The following is a 21,550-nucleotide window of genomic DNA, read 5'->3' on the forward strand; positions in this document are numbered from 1 at the left end:
GCCGAGCCGGGGTCCGTGCCGGCCCGGCGATCCCGTCGCGCGAGGCGAACCGCCGGATTCCCCGAAGGAGCCCCGTCCCATGTCCGTGGAACTCTTCCGCAGGCCTGCCCGCCGCCGCGGTCCCGACATGCCCCAGGGCGAACTCACCCTCCAGGAGCCGCCCACGCTGGCGGAGGCACAAGCGGACGCCTCGGCGGTCTGGACGTTCCTGCCGATGGGCATGATGTCCGCGTCGATGCTGGTGATGTTCCTGAGGCCCGGCGAGAACACGGTCATGAGCTATATCGCCATGGGCATGATGATGATGTCCATGGTGGCCATGGTGGTCGGGCAGGTCATGCGCAGCCGCGGCGAGCGCAAGCGGCGTACGAAGGGTGAACGGCGCGACTACCTGCGGTACCTGGGCCAGGTGCGCCGCAAGGTACGGCGGGCGGTCACCGAGCAGCGGCAGGCCCTGATCTGGCGGCATCCCGACCCGACGGTGCTGTGGTCAATGGTGCGCACCACCCGGCTGTGGGAACGCCGCCCCGCCGACGACGACTTCGCCGAGGTCCGGATCGCCGTGGGTGATCAGCGGCTCGGCGTCCGGCTCAGCCCGATGTCCACCAAGCCGGTCGAGGATCTGGAGCCGCTGAGCGCACACGCGCTGCGCCGGTTCATCCGCGCGTACTCCGTCATTCCCGACCAGCCGGTGGGCATCGCGCTGCGGGCCTGGTCGAAGGTGCTGATCCGCGGTGACGAGGAACAGATCAGGTCGGCCGGGCGTGCCGTGGCCGCGCAGCTCGCGGTCTTCCACGCGCCGGAGGACGTGTGGGTGGCCCTGTGCGTGTCCGACGAGAGGCGCGGGGAGTGGGAGTGGCTGAAGTGGCTGCCGCACGCCCATCACCGCAGCGACCGCGACGGCGCGGGACCGGTCCGTCTCGTGGCCCCGTCGGCCACCGAACTGGACAACCTGCTCGGTGCCGAGTTCCAGGAGCGTCCCGCCTTCGACCCGGACGCGGTGCCGGGCCGCGAGGAGCCGTTCACCGTCATCGTGGTGGACGGCGGCCGTGTACCGCCCGGGCACCGCCTGGACGGTCAGGGGTTCCGCAACGCCGTCGTCCTGGATCTGAGCGGCGCGCTGACCTGGCGCCCCGGACGCACCAACCTGCGGCTGGACCTCACGGACCGCGCGCTGCATGTGGTGCGCACCGACCGCAGCCGCCAGGAGCAGACCACCGTGCTCGGCCGGCCGGACCGGATGGGGCCGGCGACCGCCCGCGCGCTGGCCGCGCTGCTGGCCCCGTACCGGATGAGCCTGGCCACCGACAGCGCCGAGCCGCTCTCGTCGGACATCCAGCTGACCTCCCTGCTCGGCATCCCCGACCTGCACCGGTACGATCCGGCCGGCTACTGGGCGGCCCGGACCTCCGCGGCCGACCGGCTACGGGTCCCGATCGCCGTCGGCGCCGACGGCGCGTCCGTCGAACTGGACATCAAGGAGTCCGCGCAGGGCGGCATGGGCCCGCACGGCATGCTCATCGGCGCCACCGGCTCCGGCAAGAGCGAGCTGCTGCGCACCCTGGTCCTCGGTCTGGCGCTGACACACTCGTCGGAGACGCTGAACTTCATCCTCGTCGACTTCAAGGGCGGCGCCACCTTCCTGGGCCTGGACGAACTGCCGCACACCTCCGCCGTCATCACCAACCTGGCCGACGAGGTCGCGCTCGTCTCCCGTATGCAGGACGCCCTGCACGGAGAACTGATACGCCGTCAGGAACTGCTGCGCGCGGCCGGCAACTACACCTCGGCCCTGGAGTACGAGCGGGCGCGTGCCGCCGGCACCCCCCTCGAACCACTGCCCAGCCTCTTCGTGGTGGTCGACGAGTTCAGCGAACTCCTAGCCGCACACGCCGAGTTCGTGGACCTGTTCGTCATGATCGGCCGCCTCGGCAGATCCCTGGGCGTGCATCTGCTGCTCGCCTCGCAGCGTCTGGACGAGGGACGGATGCACCAGTTGGAGAGTCATCTGTCCTACCGGATCGGCCTGCGGACCTTCTCGGCGATGGAGAGCCGCGGCGTGCTGGGCGTGCCCGACGCCTACCACCTCCCCTCACAACCGGGCAGCGGCTACCTCAAGAGCGGCGTGGAGGCGCTCACCCGGTTCAGGGCCGCCTACGTCTCCGGCGCCTACCGGCGTCGGCGGGGCGCGCTGGCCCCGGCCCAGGTGGCCGAGCAGGTCGCGCCGTGGAGCGTCGGTTGGGTGGCGCCCCGTCAACTGCCCGACCCCGCACCGGAACCGGAGCGGAGCGCGGAGGAGGAGGCACAGGCGGAGAGCCTGCTCGCCACCGCCGTGGACCGGCTGCGTGACTCCGGCCCGCCCGCCCGCCAGGTGTGGCTGCCGCCGCTGGACCTGCCGCCGACGCTGGACCAGTTGCTGCCGCCGGTCACGGTCGACGCCGTGCGCGGGCTGACCGTCGAGGCCGCTACGACCGGCCCCGGGGCGATGGTCCCGGGGGCGCTGCGGGTCCCGGTGGGCATCGTGGACCGGCCGTTCGAGCAACGGCGCGACCCGCTGCTGGTCGACCTGTCCGGGGCGGGCGGCCACGTGGCCATCGCCGGCGGCCCGCAGAGCGGCAAGTCGACGCTCCTGCGCACTCTGATCACCTCCCTCGCCGTCACCCACACACCACGTGAAGTGCAGTTCTACTGCCTGGACTTCGGCGGAGGCAGCCTCACCGCGCTCGCCGGACTGCCCCACATGGGCGGCGTCGCGGCGCACGTCGACAGCGAGCGGATCGGCCGTACGGTCGCCGCGGTGGCGTCGGTGCTCGCCGAGCGGGAGCGGTTCTTCCTGGAACAGAACATCGACTCCATGGCCACCTATCGCAAGCGACGCGCCGCCGGGGAGTTCCCGGATGAGCCCTACGGCGACGTCTTCCTGGTCGTCGACGGATGGGGAACCCTGCGGCAGGACTTCCTGGAGCACGTCACCACCCTGTCCCAGTTCGCCCAGCGCGGCCTGAACTACGGCGTGCACCTCATCGTCACCACAGCCCGCTGGGTGGAGCTCGCCGCGCAGGTGAGGGACCAGGTGGGTACGCGCCTGGAGCTGAAGATGGGCGATCCGATGGAGTCGGTGATCGACATCCGGCGTGCCCGAACAGTGCCTCGGATCGCCGGCCGCGGCCTGACCGCCGAGACGAAACTGCACTACCTCGGCGCACTGCCCCGCCTCGACGGTACCCAGCGCCAGGAGGACCTGGCCGACGGCGTGCGCGAGCTGGTCCGGAGCATCGCCGAGCACTGGCACGGCCCCGCGGCCCCGGCCGTGAAGATGCTCCCCGTCCGGCTGTCCGCGACAGATCTTCCCGCGCCGGAGGGGGACCTGCGGATCGCGCTGGGCCTGGAGGAGGAGAAGCTCGGCCCGGCCTGGCACGACTTCGCCGACCATCCCCACCTGGTCGTCGTCGGGGACTCCGAGACCGGCAAGACCAACCTTCTGCGGCTGGTGGCCAAGGGCATCACCGAGCGTTACAGCCCCGACGAGGCGCGGGTCCTGGTCGTCGACTACCGCCGGGAACTCGTCGAGGCCGTCCCCGAGGAGTACCGGCTCGGCCACGCGGTCTCCATCGACCAGCTCCGTGACATGGCGGACGGCGCCGCCCGGGCCCTGCGGTCCCGTATGCCCGGTTCGGACATCGCCCCTTCCCGCATGCGGCAGCGCGACTGGTGGCAGGGGCCGTCCGTGTTCGTCCTGGTCGACGACTACGACCTGATCGGCGCCCCGCTCGGGCGGAGCCCCTTCGAGCCCCTGCTCGACTTCCTCGCCCTCGGGTACGAGGTCGGCTTCCACCTGGTGGTGACCCGCTCGGCGGCCGGCGCGGGCCGGGGGCTCGGGGATCAGGTGCTGCGTCGCATGCTGGAGGTCAACACACCCGCTCTGCTGCTCTCCTGCCCGCCTTCCGAGGGATACCTCTTCGGAAGCGTGAAGCCACGTGTCCTCGTACCGGGCCGGGCCCTGCGCATCACCCGGCGCAAGACGGTCCAGATCCAGACGGGCCTGCTGGAGGACTGAGGAGGTGCGGTGCTGCGGCGCCGCGGGTGGGGATGCGGACCCGCCGGGGTCGGGAGCCGCGGGTGGGAATGCGGACCGGCCAGAAGTCGCGGGTGGCGGAATGTGGACCGGCAAGGTGCCGTGATGTCGTTCCACGGCACGCGCCAAGTCGTTGCCAAGTCGGTCTTCGGCGTCCCCGAGACCGTCTCCGGCCGGTCCCCGATGTCCGGGGACCGGCTGCGGGGGCGTCGGGCCGGAGTGCGGCCGGCACTTCGGCCGGCGGCGGTGCGAAGGCCCTGCCTCCTGGGTGCCATGCGGTCGCCAAGGCCATCCCAAGACGGCTTCCCTAGGGTCCCCGACATAACTGATGATCTTGGTGCGGTCGGTCGTGAGACGACGTCGGTGCCGGAGAGTACTGGGGCGGCACGATGTCGGCGGAAGCGGTACACGAAGGACGGCGGGGACTGTGGCTCACCGTGCTGGGCCCGGTCGGCGCCTGGCGTGACGGAACCTCTCTGGAACTGGGCCCTCCCCAACAGCGTGCACTGCTTGCCCTGCTGCTCGCCCGCCCCGGGCAGCCGATGGAGGTCGAGCAGATCGTCGACGCCCTGTGGGACGACGAACCACCCGCCAGCGCACGGACGTTGGTCTATCGCTACATAGGTCTGCTGCGCAGGATCCTGGAACCGGATCTCGGTCCCCGTGAGTCCGGGCGCCGGCTGCTGCGTGGGGCCGGCGGCTACCGCGTCGACGCCGACCCCCGCACGCTCGATCTGCTGCGCTTTCGACAACTGGTCGGCGAGGCGCGGCTCGCCCGCGACGGCGGGTGCCCGGAGGACAGCACGCAGGCGTACGTGGCGGCGCTGGCCCTGTGGCAGGGCCGTGTCGCCGACGGCGTCCACCCCCTCGTGCGGATCCATCCGATACTCACCGCGCTGGACCGTGAGCGGCACGGCGTGGTCAAGGAGGCGGCCGATGTCGCCCTGCGCTGCGGGCGAGGCGGTGAACTGCTCGCGGCACTGCGCCGGTGCGCCGTCGAACGCCCGCTGGACGAGCCGCTGCACGCTCGGCTGCTGGGGGCCCTGACGTCGACCGGTCGTGCTCAGGAGGCGCTACGCACGTACGGCGCCGTCCGGGCGCGGCTGGCGGACGAACTCGGCATCGGACCGGGGCCCGAGTTGCGGACCGCCGCCCGGCAGATCCTGGGCACACCCGTCGTTGCGGCGCCCGCCGGAAACGGCCGGTGCGAGGACCCGGTCCCCGCGGACCGGGCGGGACCGTCCGCGGGGAGTTTCCCGGTCCCGGCCCAACTCCCGCCGGACCTGCCGGTGTTCGTCGGCAGGCAACGGGAGATGGCCCTGATGCCCAGTGCGGACGACCTCCGCGGCCGGCCCGCGGTCGTCGCTGTCAACGGGCCGCCCGGCGTGGGCAAGACAGCCTTCGCCCGACGCTGGTCCCGGCGTGCCCGCTCCGGCTTCCCCGACGGGCAGCTCCACGCCGATCTGCGCGGCTCCGCACAGACCGGGCCGCCCGCCGAGCCCAGCGCGGTACTCGGGAACTTCCTCCGGTCCTTGGGGATTCCGGCGGGCGAGGCACCCGAGGCCGATCGGCCCCGGCGTTACCGCGAGGCACTCGCGGGACGCCGCGTCCTGGTGGTCCTGGACGACGCCCGGGACGCCGCACAGGTGGCGGACCTGCTGCCCGGAACTCCCGGCTGCCTGGCCGTCATCACCAGTCGGGGCCCGCTGCCGGAACTGGCGGGCAGCGCACAGCACACCAGCTTCCTGGCCCTGGAACCCTTCTCCGCCGACGAGGCCCGCGACTGCGTGGCGGCCCGTGTCGGCCAGGACAGGGTCACCGGCGACGAGGACTCCGTCGCGACGATCGCGACGCTGACCGGTGGACTGCCCCTCGCCGTGGCCGCCGCGACCGCCCGGCTGGCGGGCCGGCCGGCGTTCTCGCTGAGCGCTCTCGCCGCCGATCTCGGGGAGGGCGAGCTGAACCTGAACGCCCTCCCCGGACTCCGGGCGGCCTTCGACGCTTCCTACCGGATGCTGTCGCCCGATGCTGCACGGCTGTTCCGGCTGCTGGGTCTGCACCCGGCTGAGACGGCCTCGGCGCCCCTCGCCGCGAGCATGGCCGGCGTGCCGTTGCGACGGGTTCGCCCACTGCTCGGGGAACTCGTACGCGTCGGACTCGTCACCGAACGACTGGAGGACCGGTACGAGTGGGTGCGGCCGGTGCGGGTGTACGCACGCGAACGTGCGCGCGCTGGGGAGCGCGACGCAGTGAACACCGGCCCGCACAGTTCAGAGCCCAACGTGCCCAACAGACCCAACGTGCCCAACACGCCTAACACGCCCAACACATCCAACACATCCAACACGCCCGAGGCGTGCGAGACTTCGGCACCCGCGGCACCCGCGGCACCCGCGGCACCCGTCACGTCCAGCAGCGCTCCCGGCTCCGCCGCGCGGCAGGCCATGCACCGGCTGCTCGATCACGTCCTGCACACCGCCCACGGCGCGATACGGGTGCTGTCCCCGAACAGCACCGCCCTCACCCTGCCGGCTCCGGCTTCCGGCGTGGCCGCGGGCGACCACGAAGGCGTGCCGCAGGCACTGGCCTGGATCGGCGCGGAGCGCGCGACACTCGCCCGGATGGTGCGGACGGCCGCCCAGGACGGGTTCGACCGGCACGCCTGGCAGCTCGCCTGGGCCCTCGAACGCCTCATGGAACAGCGGGAGTTGCTCCACGACGACGTCCGGTGCCGACAAGCGGCACTGGACGCCGCCCGGCGGCTCGGTGACCCGGTCGCCCTTGCCCACTCGCATCGCGCCCTCGGCCGTCCGGAGGGGCGCCTGCACCGACCCCATGAGGCGCACGGTCACCTACGCCGCGCACTGGACCTGTTCGACGAGATGAACGACCCGGCAGGCCTGGCGCGGACACACGGGGAACTCGGCCGGCTGCATGAGCGGCAGGGGCACCACGTCCATGCCCTGCACCACCGGCAGGAGGCCCTGGAACGGTACCGCGAGGCCGGTGACCGGGTGGGCCAGTCCGGCGCTCTGCGGGATCTCGGACGGACGCACGACCTGCTGGGCCGGCCCCGCCAGGCGCTTGCCCGTACACACCAGGCCCACGAGCCACTGCGGGGCCTGGCCGAACCCCACGCCCAGGCGGCGGTCTGGTGCGCCCTCGCCCGCTGCCACGACAGGCTGGGCAACCACCGCCGTGCCCTGGCCGAGTACCAGCGCGCCCTTGAGCTGTACCGGGCGGCCGGTGACCCGTACCTGGAGGCCCGCGTCCTCGTCCGGCTCGGTGACGCCCACCGGGACGCCGGGGACGCGGCGGCGGCCCGTAGCGCCTGGCAGCGGGCGCTGGCCGTGCGGGACAGCATGCACCACGCGGTGGCAGGCGTGAGCCTGTCCGCCGACCCGATCAGGGACCGGCTGCGCACCCTCGCCGCTCCCACCCGCGGTTCGTCGGCGTCGAGGCCGGACCCGCGGCCCGTGCTGCGCGTCCTGCGCGGGACACGGACATGAGACAGCGGCCGGACGACAGCAGCCGACTCTTCCGCAGCAGCCGACTCTTCCACACCGTGGAGGGTGAGGGGCCCTCGACCGTGCTTCTCGTCCACGGCGAGGCCGGCGACTCGGACGACTGGGCACCGCAACTGGAGGCCCTCGGCGCCCAGCACCGTCTGATCGCTCCCGACCTGCCCGGTCACGGCCGTTCCCCGGCCGCCCGGCACGGGCACACGCCACGGGACCTCGCCGACGACCTCGCGGGGCTTCTCGCGGCCCTGGACACCCCCTCCGTGATCGCTGTGGGACATGCGGCGGGGGCCGCGATCGCCTCGGTGCTCGCCGTCGAACGACCCGATCTGGTACGGGCGTTGGTGGCGGTCAATCCCCGCTACGGCCTGCACCCGCAGCACGCCGCGGCGATGGCGGCGGCGGTCCGGGTGCCCGATCCCGCCGCGGCGCTGGCCCGGTCCCTGGCGGCGGAGGAGGGCGGGGCCGCAGGGGAGCCCACGAGCTGGCTGCCCGCCTGGCACCGGCGCCGGGCGCTCACCACGGACGGCGACGTCCTCGTACGCATGCTGACCGCCCTGTATCACCCGTCGACCGGGCCCGCGGTGCGGCCCGTCGCAGACGCCTACCTGTCCCGCCGGACCTGTCCCGTTCTGACCGTCTGCTCACGCCGCTGGGCCGAGGCCAGGAACACGGGGCCCGACTGGGACCGGTCGGTCGGCTCTCACTCCGCCGGCGATTCCGTCCTCTGGGACGGCGTGGGCCACTGGCCGCACCAAGAACGGTTCGACGACTTCAACGCGCTCGTGCTCGACTGGACCGGCAGGCTGCCCGTCACCGGAGCCGTCGCGCGGTCGCCGGTACCGCTGCGACACCCGGTACCGCTGTGACGCCGCACCACGGGGCCGGCGCGGACCCTTCCGCCCGTCAACCGGACGAGCTGTTCGACGGGTTCGGCCGGCTCGACGGGTTCGACTGGCTCGACCGGCTCGACCGAGGTCAGTTTCCAGTCACTCGGCCGCCCTAGGCTTGCCCGGTCGGGCGGCCCCGGACCCGCTCAAGGGCGCGCGCTCCGGATAGGTCCGGGAGCGGATGCGACGGCCCGACGATCTTGCACACGACAACCGCCGCACCTCACCCGAGGTGTTGCGAGCGCCACCAATTCACACGCGATCCAGGAGGGTGGACATGACGCGCTGGGAAACACCCCGCCCCGGGTCCGGAACCTCGTCCACATCCACGTCCACGCCCGCGGGCGCCGCAGGGGCCACCGCCGCCGTGGCGGAGGAGGAGAGCCGGGAGCTGCCCGAGAGCGGCGGCATCGTCCCGGTACCCGGAGATACCGGCAACGTCCCGGTACCCGGTGACACCGGCAACGTCCCGGTACCCGGTGACACCGGCGATGTCCCGGCACCCGGAGACACCGGCGAGGGAACGCTCGCCGGACCGGCCACCCTCCGGCGGGCCCACGTCTTCGCCCGGCTCATCCCGTCCGCCGAGCCGGAAGCGGTTCAGGTCCCGGCCGTCACGGGGGAGGACGGCACCCCGGACGCCGACGGCGGCGATGTCCGGGCCGGCACCGACCGGAGCGGACAGGCGAGCACGAGCACGAGCACGAGCGCGAGCGCGAGCACGAGCACGAGTGCCGAGGGCGGCGAGGGCGGCGAGGGCGGCGAGGGCACGGCGGCGACAGCCGTCGCCTCTCCTCCCGACGACGACAGCACCGACTCCACCGCCCGAACCGTCTCCAAGCAGACCGTCATCGGAGCCTCCCTGCTCGCCCTGCTGGTCGCCGGAACCTCCTTCCTGCTCCTTGGCCGCGGTGACGAACCGACACCACAGGGACAGCGGTCGGCCGAGGGGGAGTACACCCAGGACGGGGAGCGCACCGGGGCCGTACCCGGCGCGGCCCCGTCCAGGACGGCCGCGGCACGGCCGCGGAGCAGCACGGCCGCCGCGTCCGCACGCGGTGACAAGGCCGCCGGTAAGGGGAAGCACGGCACGGACGCCACCCCGTCCGGCCGCGGGAAGGCGAAGGGCTCGTCCTCGACCGGGGCGGACAAGTCCGGGGCAGGCACGAAAAACGGCAAGCCGGCCGCATCCGCCGCCGCGGACTCCTCGGGGGCCGTCACCAAGAGCGGGTCCGGGACCACCACACTGGCGGTCACGTCCCTGGTCGGCTCCGCGTCCGGCCGCTGCATCGACGTCACGGACGGCACGGCCTCGGCCGGTACCCCGCTCCAGATCTGGGACTGCACCGGCGCCGACTGGCAACAGTGGACGCTCCGTTCGGACGGTACGGTGCGCGCCCTCGGCCTGTGCATGAGTGTCGCCGGGGCCTCGGTCGACGACGGTGCCGCCATCCAGCTCGCGAAGTGCACCGGTGGCACGGCGCAGCGCTTCAGCCTCAACTCGGCCGGAGACCTGGTCAACAAGAAGGCGGACAAGTGTGTCGACGTCCGTGACCGGGAGACCGGCAACGGTGCCCGGTTGCAACTCTGGTCGTGCGAGGGGGCCGAGAACCAGAAGTGGTACGAGGGGTAGCGGATACGGTCCGGCAGGAGACCGAACGCATGAGTGACGACCTGCCCGCCCTGCGCCTGTCGGTGCTGGGCCCGGTGCGCGGCTGGCTGGCGGGCACCGAACTCGACCTCGGGCCGCCGCAGCAGCGGGCCACGCTGGCCGTACTGCTGGTGCGCGCGAAGCGTCCCGTGCCGGTCGGGGACATCGTGGACGTGCTCTGGGGCCAGGACGCCCCGCCGAGCGCCGCCAACGTGATCCACCGCCATGTCGGCATGCTGCGCCGTCTCTTCGAGCCTGGGCTGTCGAACCGCGCCGAGGGACAGCGCCTCGTACGGGGCAGCGCCGGATACCGGCTGCGGGTCGGCGTCGACGACGTGGATCTGAGCCGTTTCCGTCACCTGCGGGAGACGGCCCGCGAGGCGGACGGTGCCGGCGGGCCGGAGGAGACGGTGAAACGACTGGCCGAGGCACTGTCGCTGTGGCAGGGTCCGGTCGCCGCCGGGATTCCGCTCACGGCACGAAGCCACCGGGTCTTCACGGCGCTGGACCGTGAGTACCTGACCACCGTACGAGAGGCCGCCGAGACCGCCCTGCGGCACGGGGTGCCGCAGCACGTCGTTCCCGTACTCGAACGGTGCGCGGCGCGCTACCCGGTCGACGAGCGGGTCCACGCCGATCTGGCCCTCGCGCTGGCCGCCACCGGTCACCAGGCCGAGGCCCTGGACGTGTGCCGGATCGTGAGGACTCGCCTCGCCGAGGAGCTGGGGGTGACTCCGGGACCGGAACTGCGCGCCGCTCACGCGCGTGTGCTCGAAGGAGGCGGACCGGCCCGCGTCGTAGCGCGCCCACGCGAGGACACATCCGCGACGGCACCGCCGGGCAGGGCTCTCACGCGACGCCCCCATGAGAGGCAGGAGCAGGAGCAGGAGCCGCTCCGCGGTTCCGATGACCAACTGCCGTCCGCCTCCGCCTCCTTCGTGTGCCGGTCGGGCGAGACGGCGCTGCTGCTGGCCCTCGCCGACGACACAAGGTCGAGGCATCGGACGTCAGCTGTGGGAGTGCTCTGCGGTCCTGCCGGAATAGGCAAGACGGCATTGGCGGTGGAGGTCGCCCACCGGCTCCGGGAGCGCTTCCCCGACGGCCGATTCCATGTCGCGCTGCGCGGCTTCGACACGTCCGGGCCGCCCCTCACGCCGGTCGAGGGGATGCGCCGCCTGCTGCACGCGTTGGGCGCCCCGGTGTCACAACTCCCCGAAGACACCGAGGACGTGGACGCCCACACCGGCCTGTACCGCAGCCTGACCGCCGGGCGTCGCATCCTGCTGGTGCTCGACGACGCCCACGACGCCGCACAGGTGCGGCCGCTGCTGCCCGCGGCTGCCGGCAGTCTGACCCTGGTGACCAGCCGCCGCCAACTGTCGAGCCTGGTCACCGAGGAGGCGGCCCGCCGCGTTGTCCTGGCACCGCTGGCACCCGCGGAGTCACGGGCGTTCCTGCGCGGCCGGATCCGCTCGGAAGGGCTTGGCGTCGGGCCACAGGCGGTCGAGGAACTCGTCGCTCGTTGCGCCGGGTCGCCAGGAGCGCTGAGTCTCGCGACCGGGCGGGACCTCGTCTGCCGGGACCTCGTCCCCTCGCAGGACGTCCGAACCGACCGGTCGGCCCTCTCACCGGCGGGTGGCCCGGAAGCGGTCCACGGCGCCGCCGACCGTCCTCCGCACGCGCTGACTCCCTCCTACCGTGCGCTCGGCACCGGGGCGGCCCGGCTGTTCCGGCTGCTGGCGCTGTACCGCGGGACCGAGATCGATGCCGAAGTCGCGGCCTCCCTCTGCGGGGTGGAGCCGCGAGGAGCCCGCGTACTTCTGGACGAACTCGCCGACCTGCACCTGGTCACCGAAGAGACGATGGGCCGCTTCACCCTGCCCGCCTCCGAACGCCGTTACGCTGCAACGGTTGTGCGCGAGGAGGAGAGCGCACCGGCGCGTGGCGAGGCAGTGCGCCGACTGCTCGTGCACCTCCTGGCCACCGCGAGGGCCGTCTCCCGGACGCTGGAGCGGCCCGGGTCCCCGCCACGGCCCGGCACCGAACCGGCCCTCGATGTCTTTCCCGACGCCGGTGCGGCTTGGCGGTGGTACCTGGCAGAACGGCGAGGACTTGTCGAGGCCGTCCGTCAGGCCACGCGCGAACCGGCTTTTCCCGCCTGGCAGTTCGTCGAGGCACTGGAACCCATGTGGCACCGCGCCGGTCACTGGAGTGCGTGGTCGGCGGCGGCCCAGGAAGCAAGCGAGGCCGCGCGGCGGGCGGGCGACCTGCCCGGAGTGGCCCGCACCCGGCACAGCCTCGGCCGCGTACACGCTCTCCTCGGTCGGCAGGAGGAGGCATTGACCGCTCTGCGTGAGGCGTTGGACCTGTTCACGGTCTGCGGTGACCTGTGCGGTGCGGCTCGCGTACACCGCGACCTGGCGGTCCGGGACGACGAACAGGGACGTCACGAAGGCTCACTGCGCCATGCATGCTCGGCCCGGGAACTGTACGCGAGGGCGGGCGACCGGAGAGGTGAGGCGCACGCGTCGTACGAGGTGGGCCGCGCCCACGAGCGGCTCGGCGCCGTCGACGAGGCCATGAGCTGCTACGACCGGTCCGCCCGGCTCAACAGAGAACTGGACGACCCACTCGGCGAGGCCACCGCCTGGGATGCCTTGGGCGACGTGCACCGGCGTCAGAACTACGGCGATCAGGCGCGCGCCTGCTACGAGAGAGCCTCGGCCCTGCTCACCGAACACGATCCCGCCGCGGCGCGACACGTCGACACGAAACTGGGCCTTCCGGGCTGAACCGAGCTGCCCTGAAACAGCTGTGACCGGACTGGACCCACCGCGTCCCACCCCGACCCATCCAACCTCGACCCATCCCGCCCCGATCCGACCCCGACAGATGCAGTCGCCTCGAAACGCCTCAGCCGCAGCCGACGGTCACTGATCCGAACCCTGGCGTCCCCCGACCACGAGCCCCGAGAGAGAAGACCAAGCAATGTTCGCCCCCCGGCTCGCCCGGCCCGCTCCCGGGACCCGTCGACTCGCCACGCTCTCCCCCGTCCCCCGGTCCCTGCTCATCGCGCTGTGCGCCGCGCTCCTCACGATCTGTCCTGTCCCGGTCGCGAAGGCGATCACCCCGTCACCTACAGCACCCACCGGAGCCCCCCGTTCGGGCGAGACCGTCAGGCTCCCCGTCATACCCGGCACGCTCGATCCAGGCGCCTCCTGCACCAAGGAATCGCCGACGGTCATGAAGGTGACCCCCTGGACGCACGACGTGCTCGAACTGTCCGAGGCGAGGAAGTACGGGCAGGGCGACGGTGTCACGGTGGCGGTCGTCGACACCGGTGTGGTGCCGGAGGCGCGGGCCCTCAAAGGGCGCGTCACCGTTGTGGGGGATGCGGGGGAGGACTGCGTGGGCCACGGCAGTTTCGTGGCCGGGCTGATCGCGGCATCGGCCGGCGACAGCACCGGGGCCGACCTCGGAGGCATGGCGCCCCGCGCACGTGTCCTCGCCGTCCGCGGCACGGACGCCTACGGCCGCACCGACGCGGACCGGGTCGCCGCCGGTATCCGCGAGGCGGCGCGGGCGAGGGCTCAGGTGATCGCGGTCCCGCTGGCGTTGTCCAAGAAGAGCCGGGCCCTCACCTCGGCCGTACGGTACGCGACCACGCGCGACTGCCTCGTGGTCGCGGCAGCCGCGCCGGACACCGGCTCGGGGGACGGCACCGCGACGCCGGCCGCCGGCCCCGGCACCTACTGGCCCGCCGCCGCCGAGGACGTGCTCTCCGTCCTCGACTTCGGCCCGGACGGCACCCGTCCCGAGGGGGCGGCCGAGCCCGCGGGCGCCGACCTGGCAGCACCGGGTGACAAGGTAGTCGGCACCGGTCCGCGCGGGCGGGGGACGTTCACCGGCAGCGGACCGTCCTTCGCGACCGCCTTCGTCGCCGGCGCCGCCGCCCTCGTACGCTCCCGAGAACCGCGGCTGACCGCACAGCAGGCCGCGCGCAGGCTCACTCTTACCGCCTACCCGGCGGACGCGCCCCGCCTGGACGTCTACGCGGCCCTGACCTCCGTACCGCACGGACAGTCGTCCGCCGCGCCCCGGTCCGCTCCGCCACGGCCGGTGGTGCTGTCCCTGTCGGACGGCACGGGAGCCATGCGCATCGCGGTGTCCGTGGTGGCGAGCAGCTTGGTCCTGCTCCTCGCCGCGGTCGCCGTACGAGGGACGGTCCGAGGACGCAGGCGCCGGCACGAAGCGTCGGCTGGAACTCCTCCAAGGCCTACGTCATCAAGTCCAAGGCGGCCGACATCCAGGGCGAGTACGGGGCCGAGTACGTGCCGCCCGGCACCGGGAAGGGCTACAGCCACGTCACCCGGACCGGCTTCTTCATCACCGTGAAGGGACAGAAGCAGGACATCGTCGTCTTCGCCGGCGGCCGGTGGGCGGACTTCGCCTGGAACGGCCTCGGCTACCGCCCGTGGATGCCCCTGTCCGACACCGTCGACGGGCTCGTCTTCGAGTCCTTGAGCCATGGGGAACTGTTCCGTGGGTCGGTGGGACCAGGTCGGCCAGCCGGTACAGGTGGTCCCGCTCGGCCGGGGACGGTTGCAGGGCGCGGGCCAGGGATGCCACCACACTCGCTGAGGGTGTGGTGGCGCGTCCCTGCTCCAGGCGCACGATGTGGTCGATCGACATTCCTGCGAGGTCGGCCGGTTCCTCGCGCCGCAGCCCGGCCGTGCGGCGTCCTCGTGCCGTCGGCAGTCCGGCGGCCGAGCGGGACAGCCGCTCACGCCATCTGCGGATCATCGCGCTCAGTCCGCTCCCGGGTCTTGCCGTCATGTTTCTCAATCTCGCGCGTTCATGGTCGTCGGGGCGGGCGCGAGGGTGGTACTGCTCTTCCTGCCGCCGAAGTCTCCCTGGTCCACATCTGCCGGCCGCAGGAGGATCGAAGGCATGACGATCACTTTCATCACCGGAGCCAACAAGGGTCTCGGCCGCGAGACCGCCCGCCGCCTGATCGAGGGCGGTCACACCGTGCTCGTCGGAGCCCGCAACCGAGAGCAGGGCGAGGAGGCCGCCGCAGCGCTCGGCGCCCGCTACGTTCCCATCGACGTGAGGGACGACGCGTCCGTGGCCGCCGCGGCCGCGAATGTCACCGAACACGAGGGCAGGATCGACGTTCTCATCAACAACGCCGGTGTGCACGGGGTCGCCGGCGACCCCGGCGACCCCGGCAACCTCACCGCCGCCGACGCCCTCGCCGTTTTCGACGTCAACCTCATCGGCGTCATCCGTACCACCACCGCGTTCCTGCCGCTGCTGCGGCGTTCGGACGACCCCGTGATCGTCAACGTCAGCAGCGGCATGGGCTCCCTTGCTCTCACCCACGACCCCGACCGGCCCGAGTCGCACGTCGTCGCGCCGCTGTACACCTCCTCGAAGGCGGCGCTGACGATGCTGACCACGCAGTACGCCAAGGGGCTCAAGGACATCCGTGTCAACGCCGCCGATCCCGGCTACACCGCGACCGGCCTCAACGGCCACAGCGGTCCCCAGACCGTCACCGAGGGCACGGACGCGATCGTGGCCCTCGCCACCGGGGGGCCCGCCGCCGGAACCGGGCGCTTCGTCTCCCGCCACGGCGAAATGGCCTGGTCCTGAACCCGTCCGGACTGGACCGGCCGTTCAAGGCGACCACGAAGACCTCGCAATTCTCGGGTGGGTCCGAGGCGCAGATCGCACTGGGGCCTTGAACCTGGCGTCAGCGCCAGGCCGTGACCGCGGAACAGCCCACACTCTCCGCAGGGACGTCACGCCGGGCGACACTGCTCCGCAGCACGTACAGGGCGCCGGCGAGTGCAGTTCGGTCGGGAACACGCAACCGCCCCGGATGGCGTCGACGCCACTCGGGAGCGGGCGGCAGCAGCGGAGCCACCCCCTCCCACAAGTCGTCAGGAACAAAATCAGCATGCACTCCGATCACCCTTCCGACCAAGATCACTGAGCGCAAGACCCCTGAGATCGCCGAACAGCTGCATCGTGACGGCGGCCAGGACGTCGTCCGCGCCGACAGTCCGCCCGTCCTCGCGGCGGGTGGACAGGGCGAGGAGGGGGTCCTTGAGCAGCGGGGCCGGGGCTGGTTCGCCCGGCACCACCGGACTGACCGCCCCGAACCGCTTGACCCCGCCCTCGCGGACGACCTTGGCCGCGTCCCGGGCCAGGGCAGTCAGGAACACGCTCGCGATTCCGTCCAGGTCACGGACCATCGCCGGGACGGCCCTCACCCTCCTGCTCCCCAGCAGCCTTCTCACCCCGGCCTCGAACCGGTGGGCGCCGGCCACACCACTCGGTGTACGCGCCCCGCGGCGCTCACGAAGAGACACGAGCGCACCATCGGCGTTGCGCACCTCGCCCATCAGGCCGTGGAAGGTCGGGCTGTGCAGGTACCACGCCGATCCCACCTCCACCTCGACGTTCCGGTCGATCGCCGAGATGAGGTCCTTGGGGATCAGCCTCGTCCTGGCCTCCTCGGCCGCCGCGCTTCCCGCGCCGTCGACGATCTGCGTCAGCACGGTCCTCGTCACCGACGCGGCGGCCCACGGGGCCGGCCGGGAGACGTGCAACGAGGTCACGGCCCTGAACACCGCCTTGACGAGCTGAGGCTTGAACGGCAGGTCGGTCACGACGGAAACGGTCTGCGGACCGCTGCGCTCGGTGCGTAGCTGTTGTGTGGTCATCGAAGAATGTGCTTTCTGCTGTCGGAGGTGTCAGTGGCCCATGCCGCACCGGGCGGCGGGCCCTGTACCGGCTCTGCGGAGGGCGCCGAGCCGGTACAGGGCCCGCCGGGCGGGGCCGCCGGCACACAGGGGTGCAGGCGGCCCCGCCCGGATTCCCGGCGTTTTGGCGACCGGGCGTGCGGCAGGGGGTGCCATCCGGGCGACGCGCCGTGGTGCGGCGCCGTGCCGGTCAGGCGACCTGGTACCTGCCGACTTCCAGGAAGTGGCGCAGTGCTTCGGGTGTGTTGTCGTCGAGGGCGGCGTTGGCTGCCGCGCGCAGGGCCGGGCTGATGGACGGGTCGGCGAGGATGCGGGCGATGGCGACGCTGTCGTCCTCGGCCTGGGCGATGCGGTAGCCGGTCTCCAGCCAGGCGCGCATCGCGTCGGGGTCGTTGGTGTCCAGGAGGGCGTTGGCTTCTCGTGTCACACGCCGGCCGCTGTCCGGGTCGGCGAGGATCCGGGCTATGGCCACCCGCAGGTCGTCGTCGGCGTCCGGCTCGTCCGCGGACGAGGACACCGCGGGTACCGTCATCGCGGTCGGTGCCGCCGTGGCGGCGAAGGACGGGGTGGCGAGCAGGAGGGCCGGGGCGAGGATGCCCGCGGCAATGCCGGGCGCAACGCGATGCAGTCGCAAGGGGAATGCTCCTCTTCGTGGGCTACGGAGGTGAGTTGAGGACGCCTCAGGGCGTTCACTTCGGTGATGCTGCCACCTGGGTCCGACAGTGGTAGTCGCCCCGCTGCGGTCGCAGGGCACCGTCGCCGCGGACGTGGCCGGTGTTTCATGACAGCGCGCCTTCGAGGAGGGCGGCCCTGAGCGCGGCTCGTGGCTGTCGGGGCATGATCGGGGCGAGACGATCCCTGGGGGCGGTCGTGGCGTGGTCCCGAGCACGACCGGCTCCCCCGGACCGCCCCGGCCCCGGCAGGTGCCCGCGCCGGTCGACCGCGACGCCCCGATACCGGGCAATCAGCCGCGAGGCCACCACCTCCCACTCACCCGCACGACCGCCGACGTCCAGCGCCTGCGACGCCTCCGCCGAGGTCGCCACCAAGCCGGCCGCCGCCGGCGGTGGCGTCCAGTCACTGGAGCGTGCCTTCGACCTGTTGGAGAGGATGGCGGACGCGGGCGGCGAGGTCGGACTGAGCGAGCTCTCCGCGAGCAGCGGGCTGCCGCTGCCCACCATCCACCGCCTCATGCGCACGCTCGTGGTCTGCGGATACGTACGTCAGCAGACCAACCGGCGCTACGCGCTGGGCCTGCGCCTGATCCGTCTCGGCGAGTCGGCGTCCCGGCTACGAGACCCGGGAGACCTACACGACCGAGCCGGTGGCGGTCACCTACTCCACCGACCCCCTGTACTCCTCGTACGGCAGCAGTTCCGGGCGTTTGGGCGCGCGGCCGTCGCCCGAGGAGCGGCCGGTCAGCCTGCGGCCGATCCACGGCAGTAGGTACTGGCGGGCGAAGCGCGCGTCGGCGGTCCGGCGGGCGACCCAGCCGGGCGGGGCGGAGGGCGGCATCGGGGTGCCCCACTCGGCGTCCTGCGCCGCGTGCCCGAGCGCCTGCCACACCGCTTCGGCGACCCGGCGGTGCCCCTCGCCCGTCAGATGCAGCCGGTCCACGTCCCACATGCGCGGGTCGCCCAGGGACCGCGCTCCGTAGAGGTCGACGACGAGCGCGCCGTGGCGGGACGCGAGATCGTCGATGCAGACGAACAGTTCCTCCATGCGGGGGCGGAACCGCTCCATGACCGGGCCCTGGCGGCCGGGGCTGCGCATCAGGACGAGCTGCTTGCAGGCCGGTGCCAGACGCTCCACGGCCTCCTCCAGGAGCCCGCGGACGCGCACCATGTCGACCTTGGGCCGCAGGGTGTCGTTGAGGCCGCCGACCAGAGTGATCACGTCGGGCTGCATCGCCACCGCGATGTCCACCTGCTCGGCGACGATCTGTCCGATGAGCTTGCCGCGCACCGCGAGGTTGGCGTAGCGGAAGCCGGGCGTCTGCGCGGCCATCCGGGCCGCCAGGAGATCCGCCCAGCCCCGGTACGTACCGTCGGGAAGGCGGTCCGACATGCCCTCGGTGAAGGAGTCGCCGACCGCGACAAGGCTGGTGAAGGTGGCATTCGTCTGCATGGCGGAAGAGATGATAGCGCGTGCACATACCCACCGGTCTGCCGTGCGACACGCCCCACCGCTCGGGCGCCCGCTTAGGCACCCGCACCCGCACGCGGCACCGCCGCGTCACGCCGACTGGTCGAACAGCTCCCTCAGTACGTCCTCCATCGTCACCATCCCGGCCAGCCGCCCGTCCGCGCCGAGCACCGCCGCCAGATGCGTACGGCCGCGTCGCATCGCGGTCAGTACGTCGTCGAGCGGCGTGTTCTCGCGGACCCGGGCGATGGACCGCATGTCCCGCACCTGGAACGGCAGGTCGCGCGGCATCGCGTCCAGGGCGTCCTTGACGTGGAGGTAGCCCACGATGCGCAGTCCGTCGTCCACGACGGGGAAGCGGGAGAACCCGGACTCGACGGACAGGGCCTCAAGCTGCTCGGGGGTGACGCCCACGCGCGCGTAGACGACACTCTCCCGCGGCAGCACCACATCCCGCACCGGCCGCCGTCCCAGTTCCAGGGCGTCGTGCAGCCGCTCCTGGGCGCGGTCGTCGATGAGCCCCGCCTCGCTGGAGTCCTTCACCAGGCGGGCCAGCTCCGTGTCGGAGAAGGTCGCGGACACCTCGTCCCTGATCTCGACGCGCAGCAGCTTCAGCAGCCAGTTGGCGAAGGCGTTCACCGTGAAGATCACCGGCCGCAGCGCCCGTGACAGGGCGACCAGCGGCGGCCCGAGCAGCAGGGCCGTCCGCACCGGTTCGGCCAGTGCGATGTTCTTCGGCACCATCTCGCCGAGCAGCATGTGCAGGTACGTGGCCACGGCGAGGGCGATCACGAAGGAGATCGCGTGCCCCGTGCCGGACGAGAGACCCACCGCGTGGAAGACCGGCTCCAGCAGGTGCGCGATGGCGGGTTCGGCGACCACGCCCAGGATCAGCGTGCACAGCGTGATGCCGAGCTGCGCGGCGGCCATCAGCGCGGACACGTGCTCAAGACCCCAGATCACACCGCGCGCCCGCCGGTCTCCGGCCTCCGCATACGGTTCGATCTGGCTGCGGCGTACGGAGATCAGTGCGAACTCGGCCGCCACGAAGAAGGCGTTCACGACCAGGGTCGCCAGACCGATCAGCAGTTGTACGGCTGTCATCGTCCCCGCCCTCCTTCGGATCCGGCCTCTTCGGAACGGGTGTCCGCGGCGGCCGGCGCGTGCATCAGCACCCGCGCGGCCCGCCGCCCCGAGGCGTCCACCACGTCCAGCCGCCACCCGGCGACCTCGGCCGTGTCCCCTTCGGCGGGGATGCGTCCGAGCTGCGTCGCCATGAGACCCGCGAGTGTCTCGTACGGTCCGTCGGGCGCGCGCAGTCCGACGCGGGCGAGCCGGTCGGTGCGTACGGACCCGTCGGCCGAGTACAGGGTGCGGCCCTCGTCGTCCGTGCCCGCCGGGGCCAGGTCGGGCGTCTCGTGCGGGTCGTGCTCGTCGCGCACCTCGCCGACGACCTCCTCGACGATGTCCTCCAGGGTGGCGACCCCGGCGGTGCCGCCGTACTCGTCGATGACGACGGCCATCGTGCGTCTGCCGGACAGCCGGTCGAGGAGGCGTTCGACGGTCAGCGTCTCCGGTACGAGCAGGGGCTCACGCATCACCTGCGACACGGCCGTACGGGCCCTGCGGTCGGCGGGTACACCGATGACGTCCTTGATGTGCGCCACCCCGACGACCGAGTCGAGGTTGCCGCGGTGCACGGGGAAGCGTGAGAGGCCGGTCGCCCGCGTCGCGTTCGCCACGTCCTCGCAGGTCGCCTGGACGTCCAGGGAGACCACCTGGACCCGTGGCGTCATGACGTTCTCCGCGGTGAGGTCGGCGAGGTTCAGCGTGCGCACGAACAGTTCGGCGGTGTCCGCCTCCAGGGCGCCCAGTTTCGCGGAGTGCCGGGCCAGGGCGACCAGTTCCTGCGGTCCGCGGGCGGAGGCCAGCTCCTCGGCGGGCTCGACGCCGAAGCGGCGTACGACACGGTTGGCGGTGTTGTTGAGATGGGAGATGAACGGCCGGAACACCGCGCTGAACCAGCGCTGCGGCGTCGCCACCCGTTTGGCCACGGCCAGCGGCGAGGAGATCGCCCAGTTCTTGGGCACCAGCTCGCCGACGACCATCAGGAACACCGTCGACAGGGCCGTACCGATCACCAGGGCGACCGACGGGGTCGCCGAGCTCGGCACCCCGGCGGCTTCCAGGGGCCCGGCGATCAGCTTCGCGACGGACGACTCGGCGAGCATGCCGACGACCAGGTTGGTGACGGTGATGCCGAGCTGCGCGCCGGAGAGCTGGAAGGTGAGGTTCTTGACGGCTCTGAGGGCGCCCGCCGCGCCCACCTCGCCGCGCTCGACAGCCCGTTCCAGCTGGCTGCGTTCGACCGTGGTCAGGGAGAACTCGGCCGCGACGAAGGCGCCGCAGGCCAGCGAGAGCAGCACGGCCACGGCCAGCAGAAGCACTTCTGTCATCGGGTCACCTCCGTCCCATGATCGGGCAGGCGCGGAGGA

12 protein-coding genes and 3 pseudogenes are annotated in these 21,550 nt (G+C 72.5%); 8 read left to right on the top strand and 7 right to left on the bottom strand.

Annotated elements, in window-relative coordinates; translation table 11 throughout:
* The first annotated feature begins 79 nt into the window (after positions 1-79).
* From eccCa to ACIOKD_RS22605, 6 genes are all read left to right on the top strand, one after another.
* Positions 80-4,057, top strand: coding sequence for a type VII secretion protein EccCa (gene eccCa / locus ACIOKD_RS22580; protein ID WP_402086747.1), 3,978 nt, complete (start codon positions 80-82; stop codon positions 4,055-4,057).
* A 407-nt stretch (positions 4,058-4,464) separates the two neighbouring features.
* Positions 4,465-7,584 carry a BTAD domain-containing putative transcriptional regulator gene (locus ACIOKD_RS22585; protein ID WP_402086749.1) on the top strand — a complete coding sequence of 1,040 codons (3,120 nt, stop codon included), beginning with the start codon at positions 4,465-4,467 and terminating at the stop codon, positions 7,582-7,584.
* Positions 7,581-8,465 (top strand): alpha/beta fold hydrolase, encoded by an 885-nt coding sequence (locus tag ACIOKD_RS22590; RefSeq protein ID WP_402086751.1) that lies wholly within the window; start codon positions 7,581-7,583, stop codon positions 8,463-8,465. Before ACIOKD_RS22585 ends, ACIOKD_RS22590 begins: the two co-directional genes overlap by 4 nt.
* A 298-nt stretch (positions 8,466-8,763) precedes the next feature.
* Positions 8,764-10,119, top strand: coding sequence for a ricin-type beta-trefoil lectin domain protein (locus ACIOKD_RS22595; RefSeq protein WP_402086753.1), 1,356 nt, complete (start codon positions 8,764-8,766; stop codon positions 10,117-10,119).
* A 29-nt stretch (positions 10,120-10,148) separates the two neighbouring features.
* The gene (locus ACIOKD_RS22600; RefSeq protein WP_402086755.1) at positions 10,149-12,929 is read left to right on the top strand and encodes a BTAD domain-containing putative transcriptional regulator; all 2,781 of its coding nucleotides are present in this window, start codon (positions 10,149-10,151) and stop codon (positions 12,927-12,929) included.
* Positions 12,930-13,125: 196 nt separating this feature from the next.
* Positions 13,126-14,532 carry a S8 family serine peptidase gene (locus tag ACIOKD_RS22605; RefSeq protein WP_402086757.1) on the top strand — a complete coding sequence of 469 codons (1,407 nt, stop codon included), beginning with the start codon at positions 13,126-13,128 and terminating at the stop codon, positions 14,530-14,532.
* A gap of 138 nt (positions 14,533-14,670) precedes the next feature.
* Here the strand turns inward: ACIOKD_RS22605 and ACIOKD_RS22610 are convergent.
* Positions 14,671-14,973 (bottom strand): annotated as a pseudogene (locus ACIOKD_RS22610) (helix-turn-helix domain-containing protein); the annotation flags it as partial.
* 114 nt (positions 14,974-15,087) lie between these two features.
* Here ACIOKD_RS22610 and ACIOKD_RS22615 point away from each other — a divergent pair.
* Positions 15,088-15,795 carry an SDR family NAD(P)-dependent oxidoreductase gene (locus ACIOKD_RS22615; RefSeq protein ID WP_402086760.1) on the top strand — a complete coding sequence of 236 codons (708 nt, stop codon included), beginning with the start codon at positions 15,088-15,090 and terminating at the stop codon, positions 15,793-15,795.
* A 103-nt stretch (positions 15,796-15,898) separates the two neighbouring features.
* Here ACIOKD_RS22615 and ACIOKD_RS22620 read toward each other — a convergent pair.
* From ACIOKD_RS22620 to ACIOKD_RS22630, 3 genes and pseudogenes are all read right to left on the bottom strand, one after another.
* Positions 15,899-16,144: pseudogene (locus tag ACIOKD_RS22620) on the bottom strand (transposase); the annotation flags it as partial.
* On the bottom strand, positions 16,098-16,871 hold the full coding sequence (locus tag ACIOKD_RS22625; RefSeq protein ID WP_402086763.1) for a hypothetical protein: 774 nt from the start codon (positions 16,869-16,871) through the stop codon (positions 16,098-16,100). The gene ACIOKD_RS22625 and the pseudogene ACIOKD_RS22620, both read right to left, overlap by 47 nt.
* A 229-nt stretch (positions 16,872-17,100) precedes the next feature.
* Entirely contained in the window at positions 17,101-17,544 is a 444-nt protein-coding gene (locus tag ACIOKD_RS22630) for an ALF repeat-containing protein (RefSeq protein ID WP_402086766.1), read from the bottom strand.
* 329 nt (positions 17,545-17,873) lie between these two features.
* Here ACIOKD_RS22630 and ACIOKD_RS22635 point away from each other — a divergent pair.
* Positions 17,874-18,203 (top strand): annotated as a pseudogene (locus tag ACIOKD_RS22635) (helix-turn-helix domain-containing protein); the annotation flags it as partial.
* 42 nt (positions 18,204-18,245) lie between these two features.
* Here ACIOKD_RS22635 and ACIOKD_RS22640 read toward each other — a convergent pair.
* From ACIOKD_RS22640 to ACIOKD_RS22650, 3 genes are all read right to left on the bottom strand, one after another.
* A complete protein-coding gene (locus tag ACIOKD_RS22640; protein ID WP_402086769.1) occupies positions 18,246-19,037 on the bottom strand; it encodes an SGNH/GDSL hydrolase family protein in 792 nt (263 codons plus the stop codon).
* Positions 19,038-19,145: 108 nt separating this feature from the next.
* The gene (locus tag ACIOKD_RS22645; protein ID WP_402086772.1) at positions 19,146-20,159 is read right to left on the bottom strand and encodes a hemolysin family protein; all 1,014 of its coding nucleotides are present in this window, start codon (positions 20,157-20,159) and stop codon (positions 19,146-19,148) included.
* Positions 20,156-21,511 carry a hemolysin family protein gene (locus ACIOKD_RS22650; protein ID WP_402086775.1) on the bottom strand — a complete coding sequence of 452 codons (1,356 nt, stop codon included), beginning with the start codon at positions 21,509-21,511 and terminating at the stop codon, positions 20,156-20,158. The genes ACIOKD_RS22645 and ACIOKD_RS22650 overlap by 4 nt, the downstream gene beginning before the upstream one ends.
* Positions 21,512-21,550: the final 39 nt, after the last annotated feature.

It is taken from the genome of Streptomyces sp. NPDC087844 (assembly GCF_044742785.1).
In the GTDB taxonomy this organism is placed as follows: domain Bacteria; phylum Actinomycetota; class Actinomycetes; order Streptomycetales; family Streptomycetaceae; genus Streptomyces.

Bases quoted from the DNA above. Each gene is read 5' to 3' on its own strand.
- ACIOKD_RS22640 (WP_402086769.1), bottom strand. From the start codon at position 19,037: ATGCAGACGAATGCCACCTTCACCAGCCTTGTCGCGGTCGGCGACTCC.
- eccCa (WP_402086747.1), top strand. From the start codon at position 80: ATGTCCGTGGAACTCTTCCGCAGGCCTGCCCGCCGCCGCGGTCCCGAC.
- ACIOKD_RS22605 (WP_402086757.1), top strand. From the start codon at position 13,126: ATGTTCGCCCCCCGGCTCGCCCGGCCCGCTCCCGGGACCCGTCGACTC.
- ACIOKD_RS22590 (WP_402086751.1), top strand. From the start codon at position 7,581: ATGAGACAGCGGCCGGACGACAGCAGCCGACTCTTCCGCAGCAGCCGA.
- ACIOKD_RS22645 (WP_402086772.1), bottom strand. From the start codon at position 20,159: ATGACAGCCGTACAACTGCTGATCGGTCTGGCGACCCTGGTCGTGAAC.
- ACIOKD_RS22600 (WP_402086755.1), top strand. From the start codon at position 10,149: ATGAGTGACGACCTGCCCGCCCTGCGCCTGTCGGTGCTGGGCCCGGTG.
- ACIOKD_RS22595 (WP_402086753.1), top strand. From the start codon at position 8,764: ATGACGCGCTGGGAAACACCCCGCCCCGGGTCCGGAACCTCGTCCACA.
- ACIOKD_RS22650 (WP_402086775.1), bottom strand. From the start codon at position 21,511: ATGACAGAAGTGCTTCTGCTGGCCGTGGCCGTGCTGCTCTCGCTGGCC.
- ACIOKD_RS22615 (WP_402086760.1), top strand. From the start codon at position 15,088: ATGACGATCACTTTCATCACCGGAGCCAACAAGGGTCTCGGCCGCGAG.
- ACIOKD_RS22625 (WP_402086763.1), bottom strand. From the start codon at position 16,871: ATGACCACACAACAGCTACGCACCGAGCGCAGCGGTCCGCAGACCGTT.
- ACIOKD_RS22585 (WP_402086749.1), top strand. From the start codon at position 4,465: ATGTCGGCGGAAGCGGTACACGAAGGACGGCGGGGACTGTGGCTCACC.